Below are 17,578 nucleotides of genomic sequence, written 5' to 3' on the forward strand. Positions count from 1 at the left end.
ACTGATGAGTCTTGAATTAGCCAAATACCCGACACTGGCGCTGGCGGAGAATCCTGAAGATCTCCGCTCACTCCCTAAAGAGAGTCTGCCTAAGCTCTGCGATGAACTGCGCCAATATTTATTGGCCAGCGTCAGCCAGTCCAGCGGACACTTTGCGTCCGGTCTGGGAACGGTGGAACTGACCGTTGCGATGCATTATGTCTACAACACGCCATTTGACCACGTTGTCTGGGATGTCGGCCATCAGGCCTATCCGCATAAAATTCTGACCGGCCGCCGTGACCGTATTTCTACCATCCGCCAGAAAGGCGGTCTGCACCCGTTCCCGTGGCGCGGTGAAAGCGAATACGATACCTTGTCCGTGGGGCACTCATCGACGTCTATCAGCGCAGGTCTGGGCATGGCTGTGGCCGCCGAGCGTGAAGGCAAAGGCCGCCGCACTGTCTGTGTGATTGGTGACGGCGCGATCACCGCGGGTATGGCGTTTGAAGCGATGAATCATGCGGGCGATATCAAACCCGACATGCTGGTTATCCTCAACGACAATGAAATGTCGATTTCCGAAAACGTCGGCGCACTGAATAATCATCTGGCACAACTCTTGTCCGGCAAACTGTATTCGCGACTGCGTGAAGGCGGTAAAAAAGTCCTGTCCGGTCTGCCCCCGATTAAAGAACTGGTGCGCCGTACCGAAGAACATCTGAAAGGCATGATGGTGCCGGGTACGCTGTTTGAAGAACTGGGCTTTAACTATATCGGGCCGGTAGACGGTCACGACGTGGTGGCGCTGGCGCAGACGCTGAAAAACATGCGCGACCTGAAAGGCCCGCAGTTGCTGCACATCATGACCAAAAAAGGTAAAGGTTACGAGCCTGCCGAAAAAGATCCGATCAGTTTCCATGCCGTTCCGAAATTCGATCCGGCTTCCGGTACACTGCCGAAAAGCAAAGAAGGTCTGCCAACTTACTCGAAGATCTTCGGTGACTGGTTGTGCGAAACCGCCGCCAAAGACAGCAAACTGATGGCGGTCACACCGGCGATGCGTGAAGGCTCGGGCATGGTGCGTTTCTCGCGTGAATATCCGCAGCAGTATTTTGACGTGGCGATTGCCGAGCAGCACGCGGTGACATTTGCCGCGGGTCTGGCGATTGGCGGATACAAACCGATTGTCGCAATCTACTCGACATTCCTGCAACGTGCTTATGATCAGGTGATCCACGATGTGGCGATCCAGAATCTGCCGGTGCTTTTTGCCATCGACCGCGGGGGTATCGTCGGTGCTGACGGACAAACACATCAGGGCGCGTTTGATCTCTCTTTCCTGCGCTGCATCCCGAACATGACCATCATGACGCCGAGCGACGAGAACGAATGCCGCCAGATGCTGCACACCGGTTATCACCATAACAGCGGGCCGGTTGCCGTGCGTTATCCGCGTGGTAACGGGACGGGCGCAACCTGCGAACCCCTGGCGTCATTACCCATCGGTAAAGGCGTGGTGCGCCGTGAAGGTGAAAAAGTCGCCATCCTCAACTTCGGTACCTTGCTGCCGGAAGCGCTGGCCGCCGCTGAAAAACGCAACGCCACCGTTGTGGATATGCGCTTTGTGAAACCGCTGGATGAAGCCCTGATTCAGGAACTTGCTGCAAGCCATGAAGTGCTGGTCACGCTGGAAGAAAACGCCATCATGGGCGGTGCGGGCAGCGGCGTGAACGAACTACTGATGTCTAAACGTATTCTGGTGCCGGTGCTGAATATCGGTCTGGCGGACAGCTTTGTCCCGCAGGGCACGCAGGATGAAATCCGTCATGACGTAGGGCTGGATGCAGAAGGCATCGACCGTCAGATAACTGACTGGCTGGCCTGATTCCCCTCCCCTCTTTCAGTCTGAAAGAGGGGAATTTCCTTCCCCACTCCCTTCTTTGTCACACGTTCATCTCGTTCTGTGAGCTACAGTTATAGCAAGCTAATCATTTTCCACGGCTTCTGAAATCAACTTGTGTTTACCAGGAGATGTCATGCAATACACCACCTTAGGAAAAACCGGTCTGAACGTCTCACGCCTGTGTCTGGGCTGTATGACGTTTGGCGAACCGGATCGCGGAACTCATGCCTGGACGCTGCCCGAAGAAAGCAGCCGCCCGATAATCCGGCAGGCACTCGATGCCGGTATCAATTTCTTTGATACCGCCAACAGTTATTCCGACGGCAGCAGTGAAGAAATCGTCGGCCGTGCCCTGAAAGACTTCGCCAAACGCGATGAAATTGTTGTTGCCACCAAAGTTTATAACGCCGTCACCGGCCTGAAGCCGGGGCTGTCGCGCGCCTCGATTATGCAATCCATTGATGACAGCCTGCGCCGCCTTGGCATGGAGTATGTCGATCTGCTGCAAATCCATCGCTGGGATTATGAAACGCCGATTGAAGAAACGCTGGAAGCGCTGAATGACGTCGTGAAAGCCGGTAAGGCACGCTTTATCGGCGCGTCATCCATGCATACCCACCAGTTCAGACAGGCGCTGGATGTCTCTGCGCAAAACGGCTGGGCGAGCTTTGTGTCGATGCAGGATCAATACAATCTGATCCAGCGGGAAGAAGAAAATGAAATGTATCCGCTGTGTCTGGAAAGGAATATTGCGGTGCTGCCGTGGAGTCCGCTGGCGCGCGGAAAACTGACCCGTCCGTGGGGAGAAACCACTGCGCGTTCAGTTTCTGATAACTTTGCTAAAACGCTGTACGACGCCACCGATGAGGCTGACGGTAAAATCGCTGAGCGTGTGGGTAAAATCGCGGAAGATCACGGCGTGCCTCGCGCGCAAATCGCGCTGGCGTGGATCCTGAGCAAACACGTGGTAACGGCCCCGATTATCGGTGCATCGCGCGCTGCTCATCTGGAAGATTCTGTCGCCGCACTGCAGGTGAAACTCTCCATTGAAGAAATCGCCGAACTTGAAATGGCCTATGTTCCGCACGAAGCCACCGGTTTTAAATGATCTGAAATGATTTGAAGTGATGTGAGGTTATAAAAAAGGCGTTGTCAGGGGAAACCCGGCAACGCCTTTTTACTGCTCTTTGAGGCAGATCAGAACAGGCCGATTGGCCAGTGGTGTCCGATCAGATAGATGATCGCCGCACCCAGCACACCGGCGACAACATCGTCGATCATGATGCCCATTCCGCCCTGAACGTTGCGGTCAAACCAGCGGATCGGCCAGGGTTTCCAGATATCCAGTACGCGGAAAACAATAAATCCGATCAGCACCCAGCGCCAGTCGTTCACCGGGATCGCCATCAGGGTGATCCACATGCCGACAAATTCATCCCACACAATACTGCCATGGTCATGAACCCGCATGTCCCGCGCCGTCTGGCGGCACAGATACACGCCGATGCAGATACTGAACATGACGATCATGGAATAGACCTGCCACGGCAGGTAAGTCATGACAATCCAGAATGGGATCGCAGCAACAGAACCCGCCGTACCCGGCCCGACAGGGAATAAACCGCTGCCAAAACCGGTTGCCAGTAAGTGCCACGGATTACGCAGATTTAAACGTTTTTTGGCCGCAGCCATGTCCTGAACCGGATCACCGGTTTTGCCTTTATACCCGGCTGGGCGTTTTTTACGGCCAATATTCACAGCAATTCCTCAGCGGCAAAGTGATCAAAACCTTGCCATTCAAGTTCTACCGGTGCGCCTGAACGCAAAAATTTAATCCCTTCAGACAACGGTGCTATCTGCCCGATACAGGTGAAATCAACGCCCAGGTGGCTTAGCGCCACATCCAGCGCGCCGCGGTTGATTTCCGGCACGGTGAAGCAAAGTTCATAATCCTCGCCACCGGTTAGTGCCCATTTCAGTGCCTGTTCCGGATCTGCTAACTGATTCATTGCTGGCGAGAATGGGATCGCATCGAGATCAAGACGTGCGCCGCACGCACTGGCTTTCAGTATATGTTTAAGATCCGAAATCAGCCCGTCGGACAGATCGATAGCCGATGTCGCCAGATCACGCAGCGCCTGTCCCTGTAACACTCGCGGCGAAGGACGCAGATGGCGTTTGAGCAGGAATTCACGGGCGTCAGTATCAGTCACATTCAGGTGTTCCAGCAAAATGGCGAGCCCCGCAGCGCTGTCACCGAGCGTACCGGTCACAAAGATCCAGTCTCCAATACCTGCGCCGGAACGGGTTAATGCGCGGCCTGCGGGCACCAGTCCCTGAATGGTTAACGTCATGCTCAGCGGACCGCGGGTGGTGTCGCCGCCAATCAGCTGCATGCCGTAATAATTAAGTTGTTCAAACAGACTGTCGCTGAATGCCTGCAACCAGTCAGCCTTCACTTCCGGCAGCGTCAGTGCCAGAGAAACCCAGGCAGGATCAGCGCCCATCGCAGCCAGATCACTGAGGTTTACCGCCAGCGCTTTATAGCCCAAATCAGCAGGTGAAATCGTTTTTAGAAAATGGATGCCTTCGACCAGAGTGTCGGTACTGACTGCTAACAGCTGCTTCTCGCCAACCGTCAGTAAGGCACAATCATCACCAATGCCTAAATGAACGTCCTGCCGGGCGGTTCTGAAACGGTTGAAGTAGCGAGTGATTACATCAAATTCGCCGCATGACATAGTACATTTCCAAATCGTTAGAATGACTTAAGGCCGGAAATCCGGCCTTAAGGAGGGTGTCACACAAAAGATAAACCAGGTGACATCACCAGATTATCAACAGAGGCGGTAATCAGGCGAAAATGACTGTCGCCATTTGTGACTGAAGCCGACACTTTTTTGATGATCATTTTTTACGAATATGCGGGCCTGCTTTATCCAGCACACCGTTGACGAACTTGTGGCTGTCTTCCGCGCCAAAAGTTTTCGCCAGTTCAATGGCTTCGTTGATCGCCACTTTGTAAGGGACGTCCTGGCGTTTGCTCAGCTCAAACAGAGCCAGACGCAAAATCGCTCTTTCCACCTGGCCCAGTTCATCCAGCTGGCGGGACAGGTATGGCGCCATCAGTGCATCGAGTTTCTCAGCACTGTTTGCTACACCAGCCAGCAGTTCGCGGAAATAGGCAATGTCTACGTCTTTGACATCCTGCTCGGTCAGGAATTCTAATTCAACATCGGCGATGTCATTTTTCGACAACTGCCAGGAGTAAAGCGCCTGAACGGCACATTCACGGGCGCGGCGACGAGCAGCAGGTTTCACGGATTTCCCCTTAACTAGATTCAGGCCTTAATAGCCTTGAGTACATTAATCATTTCAAGCGCGGTCAGTGCAGCTTCTGCACCCTTGTTACCGGCTTTTGTCCCTGCGCGTTCGATGGCTTGTTCAATGCTTTCTGTGGTCAGCACGCCAAAGGCAACCGGGATTTCGCTGTTCATAGCAACGCTGGCCAGGCCAGAGCTGCATTCGCCCGCTACAAATTCAAAGTGGGCAGTGCCCCCGCGGATCACGGTGCCAAGTGCAACAACCGCGTCAAATTTACCGCTTTCAGCCAGCGCACGGGTTGCCAGAGGCAATTCGTATGCGCCAGGGACCCAGACTACGGTGATGTTGTCATCGCTGACCTGACCGATACGCTTCAACGCATCAACAGCGCCGGAAAGCAGGCTGTCGTTGATAAAATTGTTGAAACGAGCAATCGCGATCGCTACGCGCGCGTTAGGCGTGGCTACAACACCTTCGATAACGTTCATAGTTTTCCTTAAAGTGGGTTCAGGAGTTTCTCAACCCCAGCCGCAGGGGGGCGGATTCTATCATAAAATTACCCTGTCTGGACATGCGCTTTTAACGTCATTCCATCAGGGGGGAGTAAAATTATCAGTACACCGGTTTCAGGCGTAAACGTAAGTCAGGGCCAATCTGGCGGATATCGCTGAAAGCAAACTGCGGCGCATCCGTCAGATGTTGTAAACCAGGCAACTCACAGAGTGCGCGCCCATTATTACCCAATAACTTAGGCGCCATATAAACGATTAATTCATCAACCAGACCCGCTTGTAATAAGGCACCGGCCAGTTGTGCGCCCGCTTCCACCCAGATGGCGTTTATCTGGCGTTTTGCCAGTTGCATCATCAGCAGAACCAGATCAATACGGTTATCGCGCCCCGCCACGCGCCATTGTTCTACGGACTCCGGCCAGACCTGCGAATCGGCTTCAAGTCGCGCCAGCAAGACCTCGCCGGGAATATTCACCAGCTTGTGTTGCGGTGTGACACGGTTCTGGCTGTCGAGAATGATGCGCAGCGGCTGGCGCAGATTTCGCTGGGGATAAATCGCCTGCACTTCACTGCCCAGCTCGCTCCAGCGTACATTAAGCGAAGGATTATCGGCCAGAACTGTCGCGCTGGTGCTCAGAATGGCCGAGCTTTCAGCACGAAAACGCTGAACGTCCGCACGAGCCGCCGCGGAAGTGATCCACTGACTTTCGCCGGAAGCCATCGCCGTTCTGCCGTCCAGAGACGCACCCATTTTTAGCTGCACGTAAGGGAAACCGGTGCGCATCCGTTTGAGAAAACCGAGGTTTACGGCTTCTGCCTGGGAATGCATCAGCCCGTGGCTGACATCAATACCCTTCTGTTTGAGGCGGTATAAGCCGCGTCCGGCGACTTCCGGATTAGGATCCTGCATCGCGGCGACCACGCGGCTGACACCAGCGGCCAGCAAAGCATCGGCACAAGGCGGTGTACGCCCGTGATGGCTGCAAGGTTCAAGGGTGACGTACGCCGTCGCACCGCGGGCTTTCTCACCGGCCATGCGCAAAGCATGGACTTCGGCATGCGGTTCACCGGCACGCAAATGATAGCCTTCGCCGACAATTTCGCCATTTAATACAATAACGCAGCCGACATTAGGATTGGGCGTGGTGGTAAAACGCCCGAGGCGCGCCAGTTCGAAAGCGCGCGCCATATAGCGTTCATCAGCAGGTAATTCATCAGAAAGATTTTGAACAGACGAGGGTTGATCAGGCAGCATCAGCTTTCCTTAGTCCTGAAGACGGGCGATCTCTTCACCAAATTCACGGATATCTTCGAAGCTGCGATAGACCGACGCAAAGCGAATGTAGGCGACTTTATCCAGCCCTTTCAGGGCGTCCATCACCAGATTGCCGATCATCTTGGCCGGGATTTCACGCTCACCGGTTGCGCGCAGTTGCGACTTAATGTGACTGATGGCAGTTTCGACATCATCAGAGCTGACCGGGCGTTTTTCCAGGGCTTTCAGGAAACCGCCGCGAAGCTTGTCTTCGTTGAAAGGTTCGCGAACTTCATTGCTTTTAATGACGCGCGGCATCACCAGTTCAGCCACTTCAAAGGTGGTGAAACGCTCATGGCACACCAGGCACTGACGGCGGCGGCGAACCTGCGATCCATCGCCAACCAGACGGGAATCGATGACTTTAGTATCAACAGCGGCACAAAATGGGCAATGCATAGCACTTCCTGATCGCGAACTCAATTGGACATTAGTTTAACCCGAAGTGTGCCGACAACAAAGGCTGTCGCTACTTTCATAAACATCAGGTTAAACTTAGCTATCTATATGGGTGCCCGGACGGAATGTTTCAACGGGCAGATGAAAGGAAGTCTCTGATATGACGAAACACTCGCGAATTTTACTGGCCTGTGCCACGTTACTCAGTCTGGCGGGCTGCGCGCAGCAAAATCCCCAAATGCCGGAGCTGAAAACAGAAGTCGGCCAGCTTAATCAAAAATTACAACGCCTGACGGATCTGGCCGTGGCGCTGGAGCAGCAAACCACGCTTAACCGCCAGTCAACGAATGGCGTGTATTTATTACCAGCAGCCAAAAGTGCTGCGCTGGTTAAGAGTGATATCGGCCAGCTGGAGGTTCAGCTGACCCGTGTCGCACCGGATGCCATCGGTGTTCAGGCTGTGCTGGAAATCAAAAACACCTCCGGTCAGCCATTGCCGCCGTTCACGGCTTCTTTAAGCTGGGGGCAGCTGGATCCGGTTACCGGCAAACCGCTGACCGTCGATATGCAAACCCAGACAATTACCGTCGAGCCCGATTTATTGCCGGGGCCGGTGAAAACTGTCGAGGTGAAGTTTAATCAGGTAACTGTCGACACGTTGGGATTTGTACACCTGCATAATATCGTGGCGATAACGCCAGCACCGCCGGTCGTAGCAACTGCGACATCGCCTGTCGTGGCTAAATAGCAACAGCGAATTACAGACGAAAAAAAACCCCGCCATGCGGGGTTTTGTTTTTATGTCGGTAACTGAACCATCGGCAAATTACGGAAGAATCGAAGGCTGATCTGCGCCCTCTTTTTCCACTTTCTGCTGCAACATGTGTTCACGCTTCATACCCAGTTTCAGCGCCAGCGCCGAAGCCACGTAAATCGATGAAGCCGTACCTATTGAAACACCAATCAACATGGTCAGTGAGAAACCACTCAGCAATGCCCCACCGAACAAATACAGCATCAGGATCACGACTAACGTGGTGCCGGATGTGATTAATGTTCTGTGCAACGTCTGGGTCAACGACACGTTAAAGATTTCGTAAGATGTCCCGCGACGGATCTTGCGGAAGTTCTCACGAATACGGTCCGATACCACTATGCTGTCGTTAAGCGAGTAACCGATAACCGACATCAACGAAGCGACGATGGTGAGGTCAACCTCGATATGGAACAACGAGAGCACACCCATGGTGATCACAACGTCGTGAGCAAGCGCGATAACAACGCCTGCTGCCAGACGCCACTCGAAGCGGAAACCGACATAAACCAGGATAGCGATTAATGCCACTAACAGCGCCATAGCACCATTTTGCGCCAAATCAGCCCCTACGCTTGGTCCAACGAACTCGATACGTTTTACCAGGGCATTCTGACTGGTGGTTTCGTTAATCACGCTAAGAACTTTAGCACCCAGTTCCTGACCGCCTGTTTCACCCTTAGCCGGTGGCATACGGACCATGATGTCACGGCTGCTACCAAAATTCTGAACCAGGGGTTCTTCAAAGCCTGCTTTCTCAAGCGAAGCGCGCATCACGTCCAAATCCGCAGGTTTTTCCAGCGAGATTTCAATGACCGTACCGCCGGTGAAATCCAGCCCCCAGTTGAAACCTTTCACACCGATAATGGCGATAGAAAGGATCAACAGGAAACCAGAGATACCGAAAGCCCAGTAATCCCAGCGCATAAAGTCATAGACTCTACGGCCGTGGTTTAATTGTTCAACAGTATATTCCTGTGCCACAACGCACTCCTCAGATAGACAGCTTTTTGATGCGCTTGCCGCCGTACAACAGATTTACGAGGGCACGTGTACCGATGATTGCGGTAAACATTGACGTCGCTACACCAATACCGGTTGTAATCGCAAAGCCTTTAATTGCCCCGGTGCCGACGGCATACAGGATGATGACCTTGATTAGGGTCGTGACGTTGGCATCAAAGATGGAGCTGAACGCGCCTTTGTAACCTTCATCAATAGCCTGCTGTACTGAACGTCCGTTACTAAGTTCTTCTTTAATACGTTCGTTGATCAGTACGTTGGCATCAACCGCTACGGCAAGGGTTAATACGATACCCGCAATACCCGGCATGGTGAGTGTTGCCCCAGGTATCAGAGACATGATCCCAACAATAAGCACCAGGTTAGCAATCAGCGCAGAGGTCGCAATCAGACCAAACTTCTTATAGAAGAACAGCATGAAGATAATTGAGACCACAAGTCCTGCCAGACAGGCTTCCAGACCTTGCTTGATATTTTCCATCCCTAAGGTCGGGCCGATAGTACGTTCTTCGACAATCTGAATTGGCGCGATCAACGCACCGGCGCGCAGCAGCAGAGACAGCTGACGGGCTTCATTCGGATCGTTCACCCCGGTGATACGGAAGCTGTTACCCAGACGCGACTGAATCGTCGCCACGTTAATAACTTCTTCCTGTTTCGCCAGAATCGAACGGCCATTGGCATCTTTCTTACCGCTGTCTTTGTATTCCACGAACAGGGTCGCCATCGGTTTACCGATATTGTCCTTGGTGAAGTTAGACATGGCGTTGCCGCCAGCGCTGTCGAGAGAGATGTTAACCTGCGGCTGATTGTACTCATCCATGCTGGATGTAGAATCAGTGATGTGGTCACCGGTCAGTATCACGCGTTTGTACAGAACCACCGGACGGCCATCACGCATGTCTTTCACTTCACTGTCGCCCGGTACACGACCGGTTGAAGCAGCAGAAGCATCCACATTGGTGTTAACCAGACGGAATTCCAGTGTCGCGGTCGCGCCTAAAATTTCTTTAGCACGCGCAGTATCCTGAATACCTGGCAACTCAACCACGATACGGTCAGCACCCTGACGCTGTACCAGCGGCTCGGCCACACCCAGTTGGTTGACACGGTTACGCAGGATGGTGATGTTTTGCTGAACGGCATACTCGCGCGCTTCACTCAGGCGAGCATCAGTCATCATCACGCGAGCTGCATTATCGCCGCTGTTGGTGATCACTAAATCGCGGTGACGTGGGCTCAGATAGCTGACCGCAGAATCACGGGTAGCAGCATCGCGGAAACGCACTTCAACGCCATAGTTGTCGAGCTTACGCACCGTGGCATAAGGAATATTCTTGTCGCGCAGGTCACTGCGCATGTTGTCCATCGTTTGCTCTTGCAGCTTACTCAGCGCGGTATCCATATCCACTTCCATCAGGAAGTGAACACCACCACGCAAGTCGAGGCCCAGCTTCATCGGCTCAGCACCCAGCATGCTTAACCAGCGCGGCGTTGCCGGCGCGAGGTTCAGTGCAATAACAAACTTGTCGCCCAGCGCTTCAGTCAGCGCTTCACGTGCACGAAGCTGTATATCCGTGTCTTTGAAACGGGCAAGAATAGCGCCATTCTCCAGAGCAACTGATTTGATCTGGATTTTGTTTTGATCTAATACGTTACGGACTTGGTCCAGCGTTGCTTCACTGGCGTCGGAACCCCGAGCACCAGTGATTTGAACAGCCGGATCCTCACCATAAAGGTTGGGAAGTGCATAAAGCAGCCCGACGATGACCACAACGATCAACATCAGATACTTCCACGCAGGATAACGGTTTAACACGGCAGTTCCCTTCGGGAAAATCGAAAATTAGATAGACTTCATCGTGCCTTTTGGCAGAACTGCTGCCACGAAGTCACGTTTGATCATCACTTCGTTGGTGTCGTTCAGTGCGATAACCACATAACCAGTTTCGGCTACTTTGGTTACGCGACCAATCAGACCACCGGTGGTCATGACTTCATCACCTTTACCGATAGAGTCCATCAGTTTTTTGTGTTCTTTAGAACGTTTCTGCTGCGGGCGCAGGATCATGAAATAGAAGATCAGACCAAAAACCACCAGCATGATAACCAGAGAGTAAGGACTTCCCTGTGACGGTGCGCCGGTCGCTGCGACTGCATCGGAAATGAAAAGACTCATTTAAATTCCCTCATTGTTGTTGTGAAGCTAATTGATGTAATACAAACCGAGAATCCGACCCGGAGTCTGCGATGAAACGTCTCGCACAATACCCCATAATGCCGGTTCAAGAAATTATAAAATCGGCACCCCCTTTCGAAGATGCCGACACGAGAAAGAAATCAGAAGTTTAAAGGCGGAACAGGCTTGCCTTTACGCTCGTAGAAGTCTGTCACAAACGCTTCTAATTTACCCTCTTCGATAGCCTGGCGTAAACCGGCCATCAGACGCTGGTAATAGCGAAGATTATGGATCGTATTCAGCCGCGCACCGAGAATTTCGTTGCAACGGTCAAGATGATGCAAGTAGGCGCGGCTGTAATTGCGACATGTGTAGCAATCACAGTGTTCGTCGAGCGTTGACGTGTCATCTTTATGCTTCGCATTTCGAATTTTCACGATGCCGTCGGTCACGAAAAGATGACCATTTCGCGCATTACGCGTTGGCATTACGCAGTCAAACATATCGATACCGCGACGCACGCCTTCCACCAAATCTTCCGGTTTACCGACACCCATCAGATAACGAGGTTTGTCTTCCGGGATTTGCGGGCAAACATGTTCGAGGATTCGGTGCATATCTTCTTTTGGCTCGCCTACCGCCAGGCCGCCCACAGCGTAACCATCAAAGCCGATATCTACCAGCCCTTTTAATGATACATCTCGTAAATCTTCGTAAACGCTACCCTGAATAATTCCGAACAAAGCATTCTTATTATTCAGTTCGTTGAAGCGATCGCGGCTGCGTTTTGCCCAGCGCAAAGACATTTCCATGGAACGTTTTGCATAATCCCAGTCAGCAGGATATGGCGTACATTCGTCGAAGATCATCACAATGTCGGAGCCCAGATCGTTTTGGATCTCCATGGATTTTTCAGGGCTCAGGAAGACCGGATCTCCGTTAATCGGATTGCGGAAATGCACGCCTTCTTCTTTGATTTTGCGCATCGCGCCCAGGCTGAATACCTGGAAGCCGCCTGAATCGGTGAGGATCGGGCCATGCCAGTTCATAAAATCATGCAAGTCGCCGTGCAGCTTCATGATTTCCTGACCCGGGCGAAGCCACAGGTGGAAAGTGTTACCCAGCAAAATCTGTGCGCCGGTTTCCTTTACTTCTTCCGGGGTCATACCTTTTACGGTGCCGTAAGTGCCCACAGGCATAAATGCCGGGGTTTCAACCACGCCACGTTCAAAGACCAAACGTCCGCGACGTGCGCGGCCATCGGTAGTGCTTAATTCGTACTTCACATTGCCTCCAGCATCAGAGAAACAGTCTGATGAGGTTAAGTCCGTGGCATGATGCCCGGAAAAGAAAGCCCGGATGCACCGGGTGCGTCCGGACCGGTAATTACAAAAAGGCTACTGGCCGACCACTTCCTGCGGTGCCAGCGGGTTACGGTTGATGAACATCGCATCCCCATAACTAAAGAAACGGTACTGCTCTGCGACGGCCTGATGATAGGCATTCATCGTATTTTTATAGCCGGCAAATGCCGACACCAGCATGATCAGCGTCGATTCAGGCAGGTGGAAATTGGTAATCAGGGAATCAATCACCTGATAGTGATAGCCCGGATAAATGAAGATCTTTGTATCGCCGAAGAATGGCGCAATCAGCGCATCTTCACTGGCCTTCGCCGCACTTTCCAGCGAACGCACAGACGTTGTGCCCACCGCCACCACTTTATTACCGCGCGCTTTACAGGCCAGCACCGCATCCACGACGTCCTGAGGCACTTCGGCATACTCAGCGTGCATGATGTGGTCTTCAATGGTGTCCACGCGAACCGGCTGGAAAGTCCCTGCGCCCACGTGCAGCGTGACGAAAGCAAACTCCACACCTTTGGCTGTAAGCGCATCCATCAGCGGCTCATCGAAATGCAAACCGGCCGTTGGCGCGGCTACTGCCCCCGGACGTTCGCTGTAGACGGTCTGATAAAGTTCGCGGTCGGCATCTTCATCAGGACGGTCAATATAAGGCGGTAACGGCATGTGGCCGATTTCGTTGAGCAGAGTAAAGACATCACGATCTTCATTAAATTCCAGCTCGAACAACGTATCGTGACGCGCCACCATCGTGGCTTTAATATTTTCTTTATCACCGAGCAGCAATTCTGCACCCGGTTTTGGTGATTTGGACGCACGCACATGCGCCAGAACGCGGTGCGAATCGAGCACACGCTCAACCAGCACTTCAATTTTTCCGCCGCTGACCTTACGGCCAAACACGCGAGCCGGGATCACGCGGGTATTGTTAAATACCAGCAAATCGCCCGGATGGATTTTATCGAGAATATCGGTGAACACGCCGTGCGTTAACTCACCGCTCGGCCCGTCCAGAGACAACAAACGACAGCCGCTGCGCTGGGTCTGCGGATAGCGGGCAATCAGGGATTCAGGGAGTTCAAAAGAAAAATCGGCAACACGCATAGCTTTTCACTTCACTTAACGACAAAAACAGGCGGCTTAGTCTAGAGGGACGGGGCATCCCCTGCAAGCATCTGCGTCAATAAAGGCATCCGCCGCCCTGTCAGAAATCAACTTTCCTGCGTTATACTGCCGTCATGAATTTTCTCGCTCACCTCCATCTGGCTTCCTTAGCCCAAAGTTCCCTGACAGGTAACCTGCTGGCTGACTTCGTTCGCGGCAATCCTGACGGACAATATTCAGCTGAAATCGTCAGCGGGATCCGCATGCATCGCCGCGTGGATACCATGACCGATTCGCTGCCGGAAGTGAAAATCGCACGCAGCTATTTTCGTGAAGATTTTCGCCGCGTCGCGCCCATCACGCTGGATGTGGTCTGGGATCATTTTCTCTCACGTCACTGGGACACCCTTCATCCTCAGCAGTCCCTGGAAGATTTTCTTGACGACTGTCAGCAGGAAATCGAACCCCAGCTTCCTGAAATGCCTGAGCGTTTCCGCAATCTGAATGCGTATTTATGGCCGGAACGCTGGATGGAACGTTATGCGGTGCTGCCTTTTATTGGCGACGTATTGCGCGGCATGGCTGACAGGCGGCCAAAACTCGGCGCACTGACCGGTTCTTTCCATGATATCGAGCTGAATTACGACGCTCTCGAACAACTTTTTTGGCAGTTTTATCCGGTGATGATGCAACAGGCGAAAGACCGGCAGATCTGACAAATCCCGCGAATTTTGTGAAATACCCCGCAATTCCCTGCAATACAAAAGGTTGTTGTTAAAAAAGTTTGAGACTTACTTCAAAGACTGATAGCCGGATGCTATCTGATTGATTGGTGCGATGGGGTTTATTCACCCGAGGGTTGCCCCTATACTGGCAGTCGTTTTGTTCACCCTTCCTTCTCACCTACGACGCCCGTAAGGGTTTCATAAGGAGTAATATTATGGTTCTGGTAACTCGTCCAGCCCCTGACTTCACCGCAGCAGCAGTTCTCGGTAGCGGCGAAGTAGTTGAAAACTTCAACTTCAAAAAACACACTGCAGGCAAACCTACTGTTATCTTCTTCTGGCCAATGGACTTCACTTTCGTATGTCCTTCTGAGCTGATCGCTTTCGATCACCGTTACGAAGAATTCCAGAAACGTGGCGTAGAAGTGGTAGGCGTGTCCTTCGACTCCGAGTTCGTTCACAACGCATGGCGTAACACCCCAGTTGAGAAAGGCGGTATCGGTCCTGTTAAATACGCGATGGTTGCTGACATCAAACGCGAAATTCAGAAAGCCTACGGTATCGAACATCCGGACGCTGGCGTTGCACTGCGCGGCTCTTTCCTGATCGACAAAGAAGGCGTTGTTCGTCACCAGGTAGTGAACGATCTGCCACTGGGGCGTAACATCGACGAAATGCTGCGTATGGTTGACGCACTGCAATTCCACGAAGAGCACGGCGAAGTGTGCCCGGCTCAGTGGGAAAAAGGCAAAAAAGGTATGGGCGCATCTCCGGACGGCGTGGCTAAATACCTGACAGAAAACGCTTCAAACCTGTAATTCCTCCAGAGAATTAAGGTCAATAACGGTCAGCTTAGCTGGCCGTTTTTTTTGCCTGCCATCCGGCACGATCACATTTTCCCCTTCCCGATACCCGCTCTGCCTGTTTTGCGTCTACGCTGAAAACGTTCCGCTCCGGTCATTATGGCGTGCAGTTTGCATAGATCCGTTCGGAACCAACACACAAAAAAAGCGTTATCACACAATAACCTGAAGGTTATGATTCACAAGACAGGGTAACAGACAGGAGCCCCTATGTTACGGAAATCACTCATCGCGCTGGCCTTACTGACCAGCTTCCCGCTGTACGCCGCGTCCAGTCCTGCGGTTGAAGCCAAAAATGGCATGGTTGTTACCTCGCAATATCTGGCCTCTCAGGTCGGTGTCGATATCCTCAAAATGGGCGGAAACGCCATTGATGCTGCCGTGGCCGTCGGTTACGCACAGGCCGTCGTCAACCCATGTTGTGGCAATATCGGCGGCGGTGGCTTCATGACGGTGCATCTTGCCGATGGCAAAGACACCTTCATCAACTTTCGCGAAACCGCGCCTGCTGCCGCGAGCGCCAATATGTATCTGGACGTCGACGGCAACGTGAAAAAAGGCGCCAGCCTGTATGGGTATCTCGCCGCTGGCGTACCCGGCACGGTACTGGGTCTGGATACGGTGCAGAAGGAATACGGCAAACTGACGCGCCAGCAAGTCATGGCGCCGGCAATTAAACTTGCCCGTCAGGGTTTTGTGCTGACCCGCGCCGATACCGATATTCTCGATACCAAGGTTGACCGCTTCAAAGAAGATCCTGAAGCGGCGCGCATCTTCCTGCGTAAAGACGGCAGCGCACTCCAGCCGGGCGATAAACTGGTGCAAACCGATCTGGCCAACACGCTGGAATCCATTTCAAAACATGGGCCGGATGCTTTCTATAAAGGCAAAATTCCGGCAGCTGTTGAGGCAGCCTCGAAAAAAGGCGGCGGTATCCTGACAGCGGCAGATTTCGCGAACTATAAAGTCACAGAAGAAGCACCGATCACCTGCAGCTATCGCGGCTATAAATTCGTGTCTGCACCGCCGCCAAGCTCCGGCGGCGTGACGATGTGTGAAATTCTCAACATCGTGGAAGGCTATGACCTGAAAAGTATGGGCTTCAATTCAGCCGCGTCGATTCACGTCCTGACCGAAGCCATGCGTCACGCCTATATGGACCGCAATACCTATCTCGGCGATCCTGAATTTGTGAAAAACCCGATCGACCGCCTGATCAGCAAAAGCTACGCTGAAGAAATTCGTAAGAAAATAGAAGCAGATAAAGCCACGCCTTCCACAGCCGTTCAGCCGGGTATGGAACCGCACGAGAAACCGGAAACCACCCATTACTCCATCGTTGATAAAATGGGTAACGCCGTCTCTACCACTTACACCATTAATGGTCTTTTCGGCTCTGTGGTCATCGCGCCGGGAACCGGTTTCTTCCTTAACGATGAAATGGATGATTTCACCACCAAAGTCGGCGAGAAAAATCTCTTTGGACTGGTGCAGGGCGTTAAAAACGCTATCGCCCCCGGTAAGCGCCCACTATCGTCTATGAGCCCAAGTTTAGTGACCAAAGACGGCAAAACCTTCATGGTTCTCGGCTCGCCGGGTGGTTCCCGTATCATCACTATCACTCTGCAGACTGCGCTGAATGTTATCGATCACGGTATGCCACCGCAGGAAGCGGTGAATGCACCCCGAATTCATCATCAGTGGTTGCCGGATGAAGTCTATTACGAGCAGCGCGGCGTTTCTCAGGACAGCCTGAACATCCTGCAGAAGATGGGTTACAAAATGGTGGAACAAACGCCATGGGGCGCGGCAGAGTTAATTATGGTGGGATTGCCGGGGGCGGCTGGCGTGACATCAGCAACCTCAGGTAACGACTCAGCCGTGTCAGGTAAAGTGCGCGAAGGTTACCTGTACGGCGCGAATGATGTGCGACGCCCAGCAGGTGCAGCCATCGGCTATTAACCTTCATCCTTCCGGCTGTCTCTGCGTTGGCTGCCTTGATATAGCCTGAAAGATTGGGTTAATAAAATTTATAAACAGTAAAAAGCCCCCGGGATCATCAGATCCCGGG

17 protein-coding genes are annotated in these 17,578 nt (G+C 52.7%); 6 read left to right on the plus strand and 11 right to left on the minus strand.

Annotated features, from left to right (window positions below):
• The first annotated feature begins 4 nt into the window (after positions 1-4).
• The gene (gene dxs, locus J1778_RS17410; protein ID WP_217174220.1) at positions 5-1,867 is read left to right on the plus strand and encodes a 1-deoxy-D-xylulose-5-phosphate synthase; all 1,863 of its coding nucleotides are present in this window, start codon (positions 5-7) and stop codon (positions 1,865-1,867) included.
• A 151-nt stretch (positions 1,868-2,018) separates the two neighbouring features.
• The gene (locus J1778_RS17415) at positions 2,019-2,993 is read left to right on the plus strand and encodes an aldo/keto reductase (protein ID WP_217174221.1); all 975 of its coding nucleotides are present in this window, start codon (positions 2,019-2,021) and stop codon (positions 2,991-2,993) included.
• 89 nt (positions 2,994-3,082) lie between these two features.
• Here the strand turns inward: J1778_RS17415 and pgpA are convergent, their stop codons facing one another.
• From pgpA to nrdR, 6 genes are all read right to left on the minus strand, one after another.
• Entirely contained in the window at positions 3,083-3,577 is a 495-nt protein-coding gene (gene pgpA / locus J1778_RS17420; RefSeq protein WP_217174249.1) for a phosphatidylglycerophosphatase A, read from the minus strand.
• A gap of 62 nt (positions 3,578-3,639) precedes the next feature.
• Positions 3,640-4,626 (minus strand): thiamine-phosphate kinase, encoded by a 987-nt coding sequence (thiL, locus tag J1778_RS17425; protein WP_217174222.1) that lies wholly within the window; start codon positions 4,624-4,626, stop codon positions 3,640-3,642.
• 166 nt (positions 4,627-4,792) lie between these two features.
• Positions 4,793-5,206, minus strand: coding sequence for a transcription antitermination factor NusB (nusB, locus tag J1778_RS17430; protein ID WP_013576663.1), 414 nt, complete (start codon positions 5,204-5,206; stop codon positions 4,793-4,795).
• A gap of 20 nt (positions 5,207-5,226) precedes the next feature.
• Entirely contained in the window at positions 5,227-5,697 is a 471-nt protein-coding gene (ribH, locus tag J1778_RS17435; RefSeq protein ID WP_217174223.1) for a 6,7-dimethyl-8-ribityllumazine synthase, read from the minus strand.
• A gap of 124 nt (positions 5,698-5,821) precedes the next feature.
• A complete protein-coding gene (gene ribD / locus J1778_RS17440; RefSeq protein ID WP_217174224.1) occupies positions 5,822-6,976 on the minus strand; it encodes a bifunctional diaminohydroxyphosphoribosylaminopyrimidine deaminase/5-amino-6-(5-phosphoribosylamino)uracil reductase RibD in 1,155 nt (384 codons plus the stop codon).
• A 9-nt stretch (positions 6,977-6,985) separates the two neighbouring features.
• A complete protein-coding gene (gene nrdR / locus J1778_RS17445; RefSeq protein WP_015698341.1) occupies positions 6,986-7,435 on the minus strand; it encodes a transcriptional regulator NrdR in 450 nt (149 codons plus the stop codon).
• Positions 7,436-7,595: 160 nt separating this feature from the next.
• Between nrdR and J1778_RS17450 the strand changes: the two genes are divergently transcribed.
• A complete protein-coding gene (locus J1778_RS17450; protein ID WP_217174225.1) occupies positions 7,596-8,183 on the plus strand; it encodes a DUF3251 domain-containing protein in 588 nt (195 codons plus the stop codon).
• 78 nt (positions 8,184-8,261) lie between these two features.
• Here the strand turns inward: J1778_RS17450 and secF are convergent, their stop codons facing one another.
• The 5 genes from secF to queA all read right to left on the minus strand — a co-directional run bounded on the left by secF (position 8,262) and on the right by queA (position 13,919).
• Complete coding sequence (gene secF, locus J1778_RS17455; RefSeq protein WP_217174226.1) at positions 8,262-9,233, minus strand: protein translocase subunit SecF; 972 nt, start codon at positions 9,231-9,233, stop codon at positions 8,262-8,264.
• Between the two features lie 10 nt (positions 9,234-9,243).
• Positions 9,244-11,091: a protein translocase subunit SecD gene (gene secD, locus J1778_RS17460; RefSeq protein WP_217174227.1), complete on the minus strand. Its 1,848-nt coding sequence runs from the start codon at positions 11,089-11,091 to the stop codon at positions 9,244-9,246.
• A gap of 27 nt (positions 11,092-11,118) precedes the next feature.
• Positions 11,119-11,451, minus strand: a complete 333-nt coding sequence (gene yajC, locus J1778_RS17465) for a preprotein translocase subunit YajC (protein ID WP_013576670.1) — start codon at positions 11,449-11,451, stop codon at positions 11,119-11,121.
• 161 nt (positions 11,452-11,612) lie between these two features.
• On the minus strand, positions 11,613-12,737 hold the full coding sequence (tgt, locus tag J1778_RS17470) for a tRNA guanosine(34) transglycosylase Tgt (protein ID WP_015698345.1): 1,125 nt from the start codon (positions 12,735-12,737) through the stop codon (positions 11,613-11,615).
• 111 nt (positions 12,738-12,848) lie between these two features.
• Positions 12,849-13,919, minus strand: a complete 1,071-nt coding sequence (gene queA / locus J1778_RS17475) for a tRNA preQ1(34) S-adenosylmethionine ribosyltransferase-isomerase QueA (RefSeq protein ID WP_217174228.1) — start codon at positions 13,917-13,919, stop codon at positions 12,849-12,851.
• A gap of 134 nt (positions 13,920-14,053) precedes the next feature.
• On the opposite strand from queA, the gene J1778_RS17480 reads away from it, so the two are divergent.
• The 3 genes from J1778_RS17480 (at position 14,054) to ggt (ending at position 17,469) form a co-directional block, all read left to right on the plus strand.
• Positions 14,054-14,635, plus strand: coding sequence for an acyl carrier protein phosphodiesterase (locus J1778_RS17480; protein WP_217174229.1), 582 nt, complete (start codon positions 14,054-14,056; stop codon positions 14,633-14,635).
• A 224-nt stretch (positions 14,636-14,859) separates the two neighbouring features.
• The gene (locus J1778_RS17485) at positions 14,860-15,462 is read left to right on the plus strand and encodes a peroxiredoxin C (RefSeq protein ID WP_095924927.1); all 603 of its coding nucleotides are present in this window, start codon (positions 14,860-14,862) and stop codon (positions 15,460-15,462) included.
• A gap of 255 nt (positions 15,463-15,717) precedes the next feature.
• Positions 15,718-17,469, plus strand: a complete 1,752-nt coding sequence (ggt, locus tag J1778_RS17490; protein WP_217174230.1) for a gamma-glutamyltransferase — start codon at positions 15,718-15,720, stop codon at positions 17,467-17,469.
• Positions 17,470-17,578: the final 109 nt, after the last annotated feature.

Origin of the sequence: Rahnella bonaserana, assembly GCF_019049675.1 — a bacterium.
GTDB classification, from domain to species: domain Bacteria; phylum Pseudomonadota; class Gammaproteobacteria; order Enterobacterales; family Enterobacteriaceae; genus Rahnella; species Rahnella bonaserana.

Bases quoted from the DNA above. Each gene is read 5' to 3' on its own strand.
- dxs (WP_217174220.1), top strand. From the start codon at position 5: ATGAGTCTTGAATTAGCCAAATACCCGACACTGGCGCTGGCGGAGAAT.
- J1778_RS17415 (WP_217174221.1), top strand. From the start codon at position 2,019: ATGCAATACACCACCTTAGGAAAAACCGGTCTGAACGTCTCACGCCTG.
- pgpA (WP_217174249.1), bottom strand. From the start codon at position 3,577: ATGGCTGCGGCCAAAAAACGTTTAAATCTGCGTAATCCGTGGCACTTA.
- thiL (WP_217174222.1), bottom strand. From the start codon at position 4,626: ATGTCATGCGGCGAATTTGATGTAATCACTCGCTACTTCAACCGTTTC.
- ribH (WP_217174223.1), bottom strand. From the start codon at position 5,697: ATGAACGTTATCGAAGGTGTTGTAGCCACGCCTAACGCGCGCGTAGCG.
- ribD (WP_217174224.1), bottom strand. From the start codon at position 6,976: ATGCTGCCTGATCAACCCTCGTCTGTTCAAAATCTTTCTGATGAATTA.
- nrdR (WP_015698341.1), bottom strand. From the start codon at position 7,435: ATGCATTGCCCATTTTGTGCCGCTGTTGATACTAAAGTCATCGATTCC.
- J1778_RS17450 (WP_217174225.1), top strand. From the start codon at position 7,596: ATGACGAAACACTCGCGAATTTTACTGGCCTGTGCCACGTTACTCAGT.
- yajC (WP_013576670.1), bottom strand. From the start codon at position 11,451: ATGAGTCTTTTCATTTCCGATGCAGTCGCAGCGACCGGCGCACCGTCA.
- queA (WP_217174228.1), bottom strand. From the start codon at position 13,919: ATGCGTGTTGCCGATTTTTCTTTTGAACTCCCTGAATCCCTGATTGCC.
- J1778_RS17480 (WP_217174229.1), top strand. From the start codon at position 14,054: ATGAATTTTCTCGCTCACCTCCATCTGGCTTCCTTAGCCCAAAGTTCC.
- J1778_RS17485 (WP_095924927.1), top strand. From the start codon at position 14,860: ATGGTTCTGGTAACTCGTCCAGCCCCTGACTTCACCGCAGCAGCAGTT.
- ggt (WP_217174230.1), top strand. From the start codon at position 15,718: ATGTTACGGAAATCACTCATCGCGCTGGCCTTACTGACCAGCTTCCCG.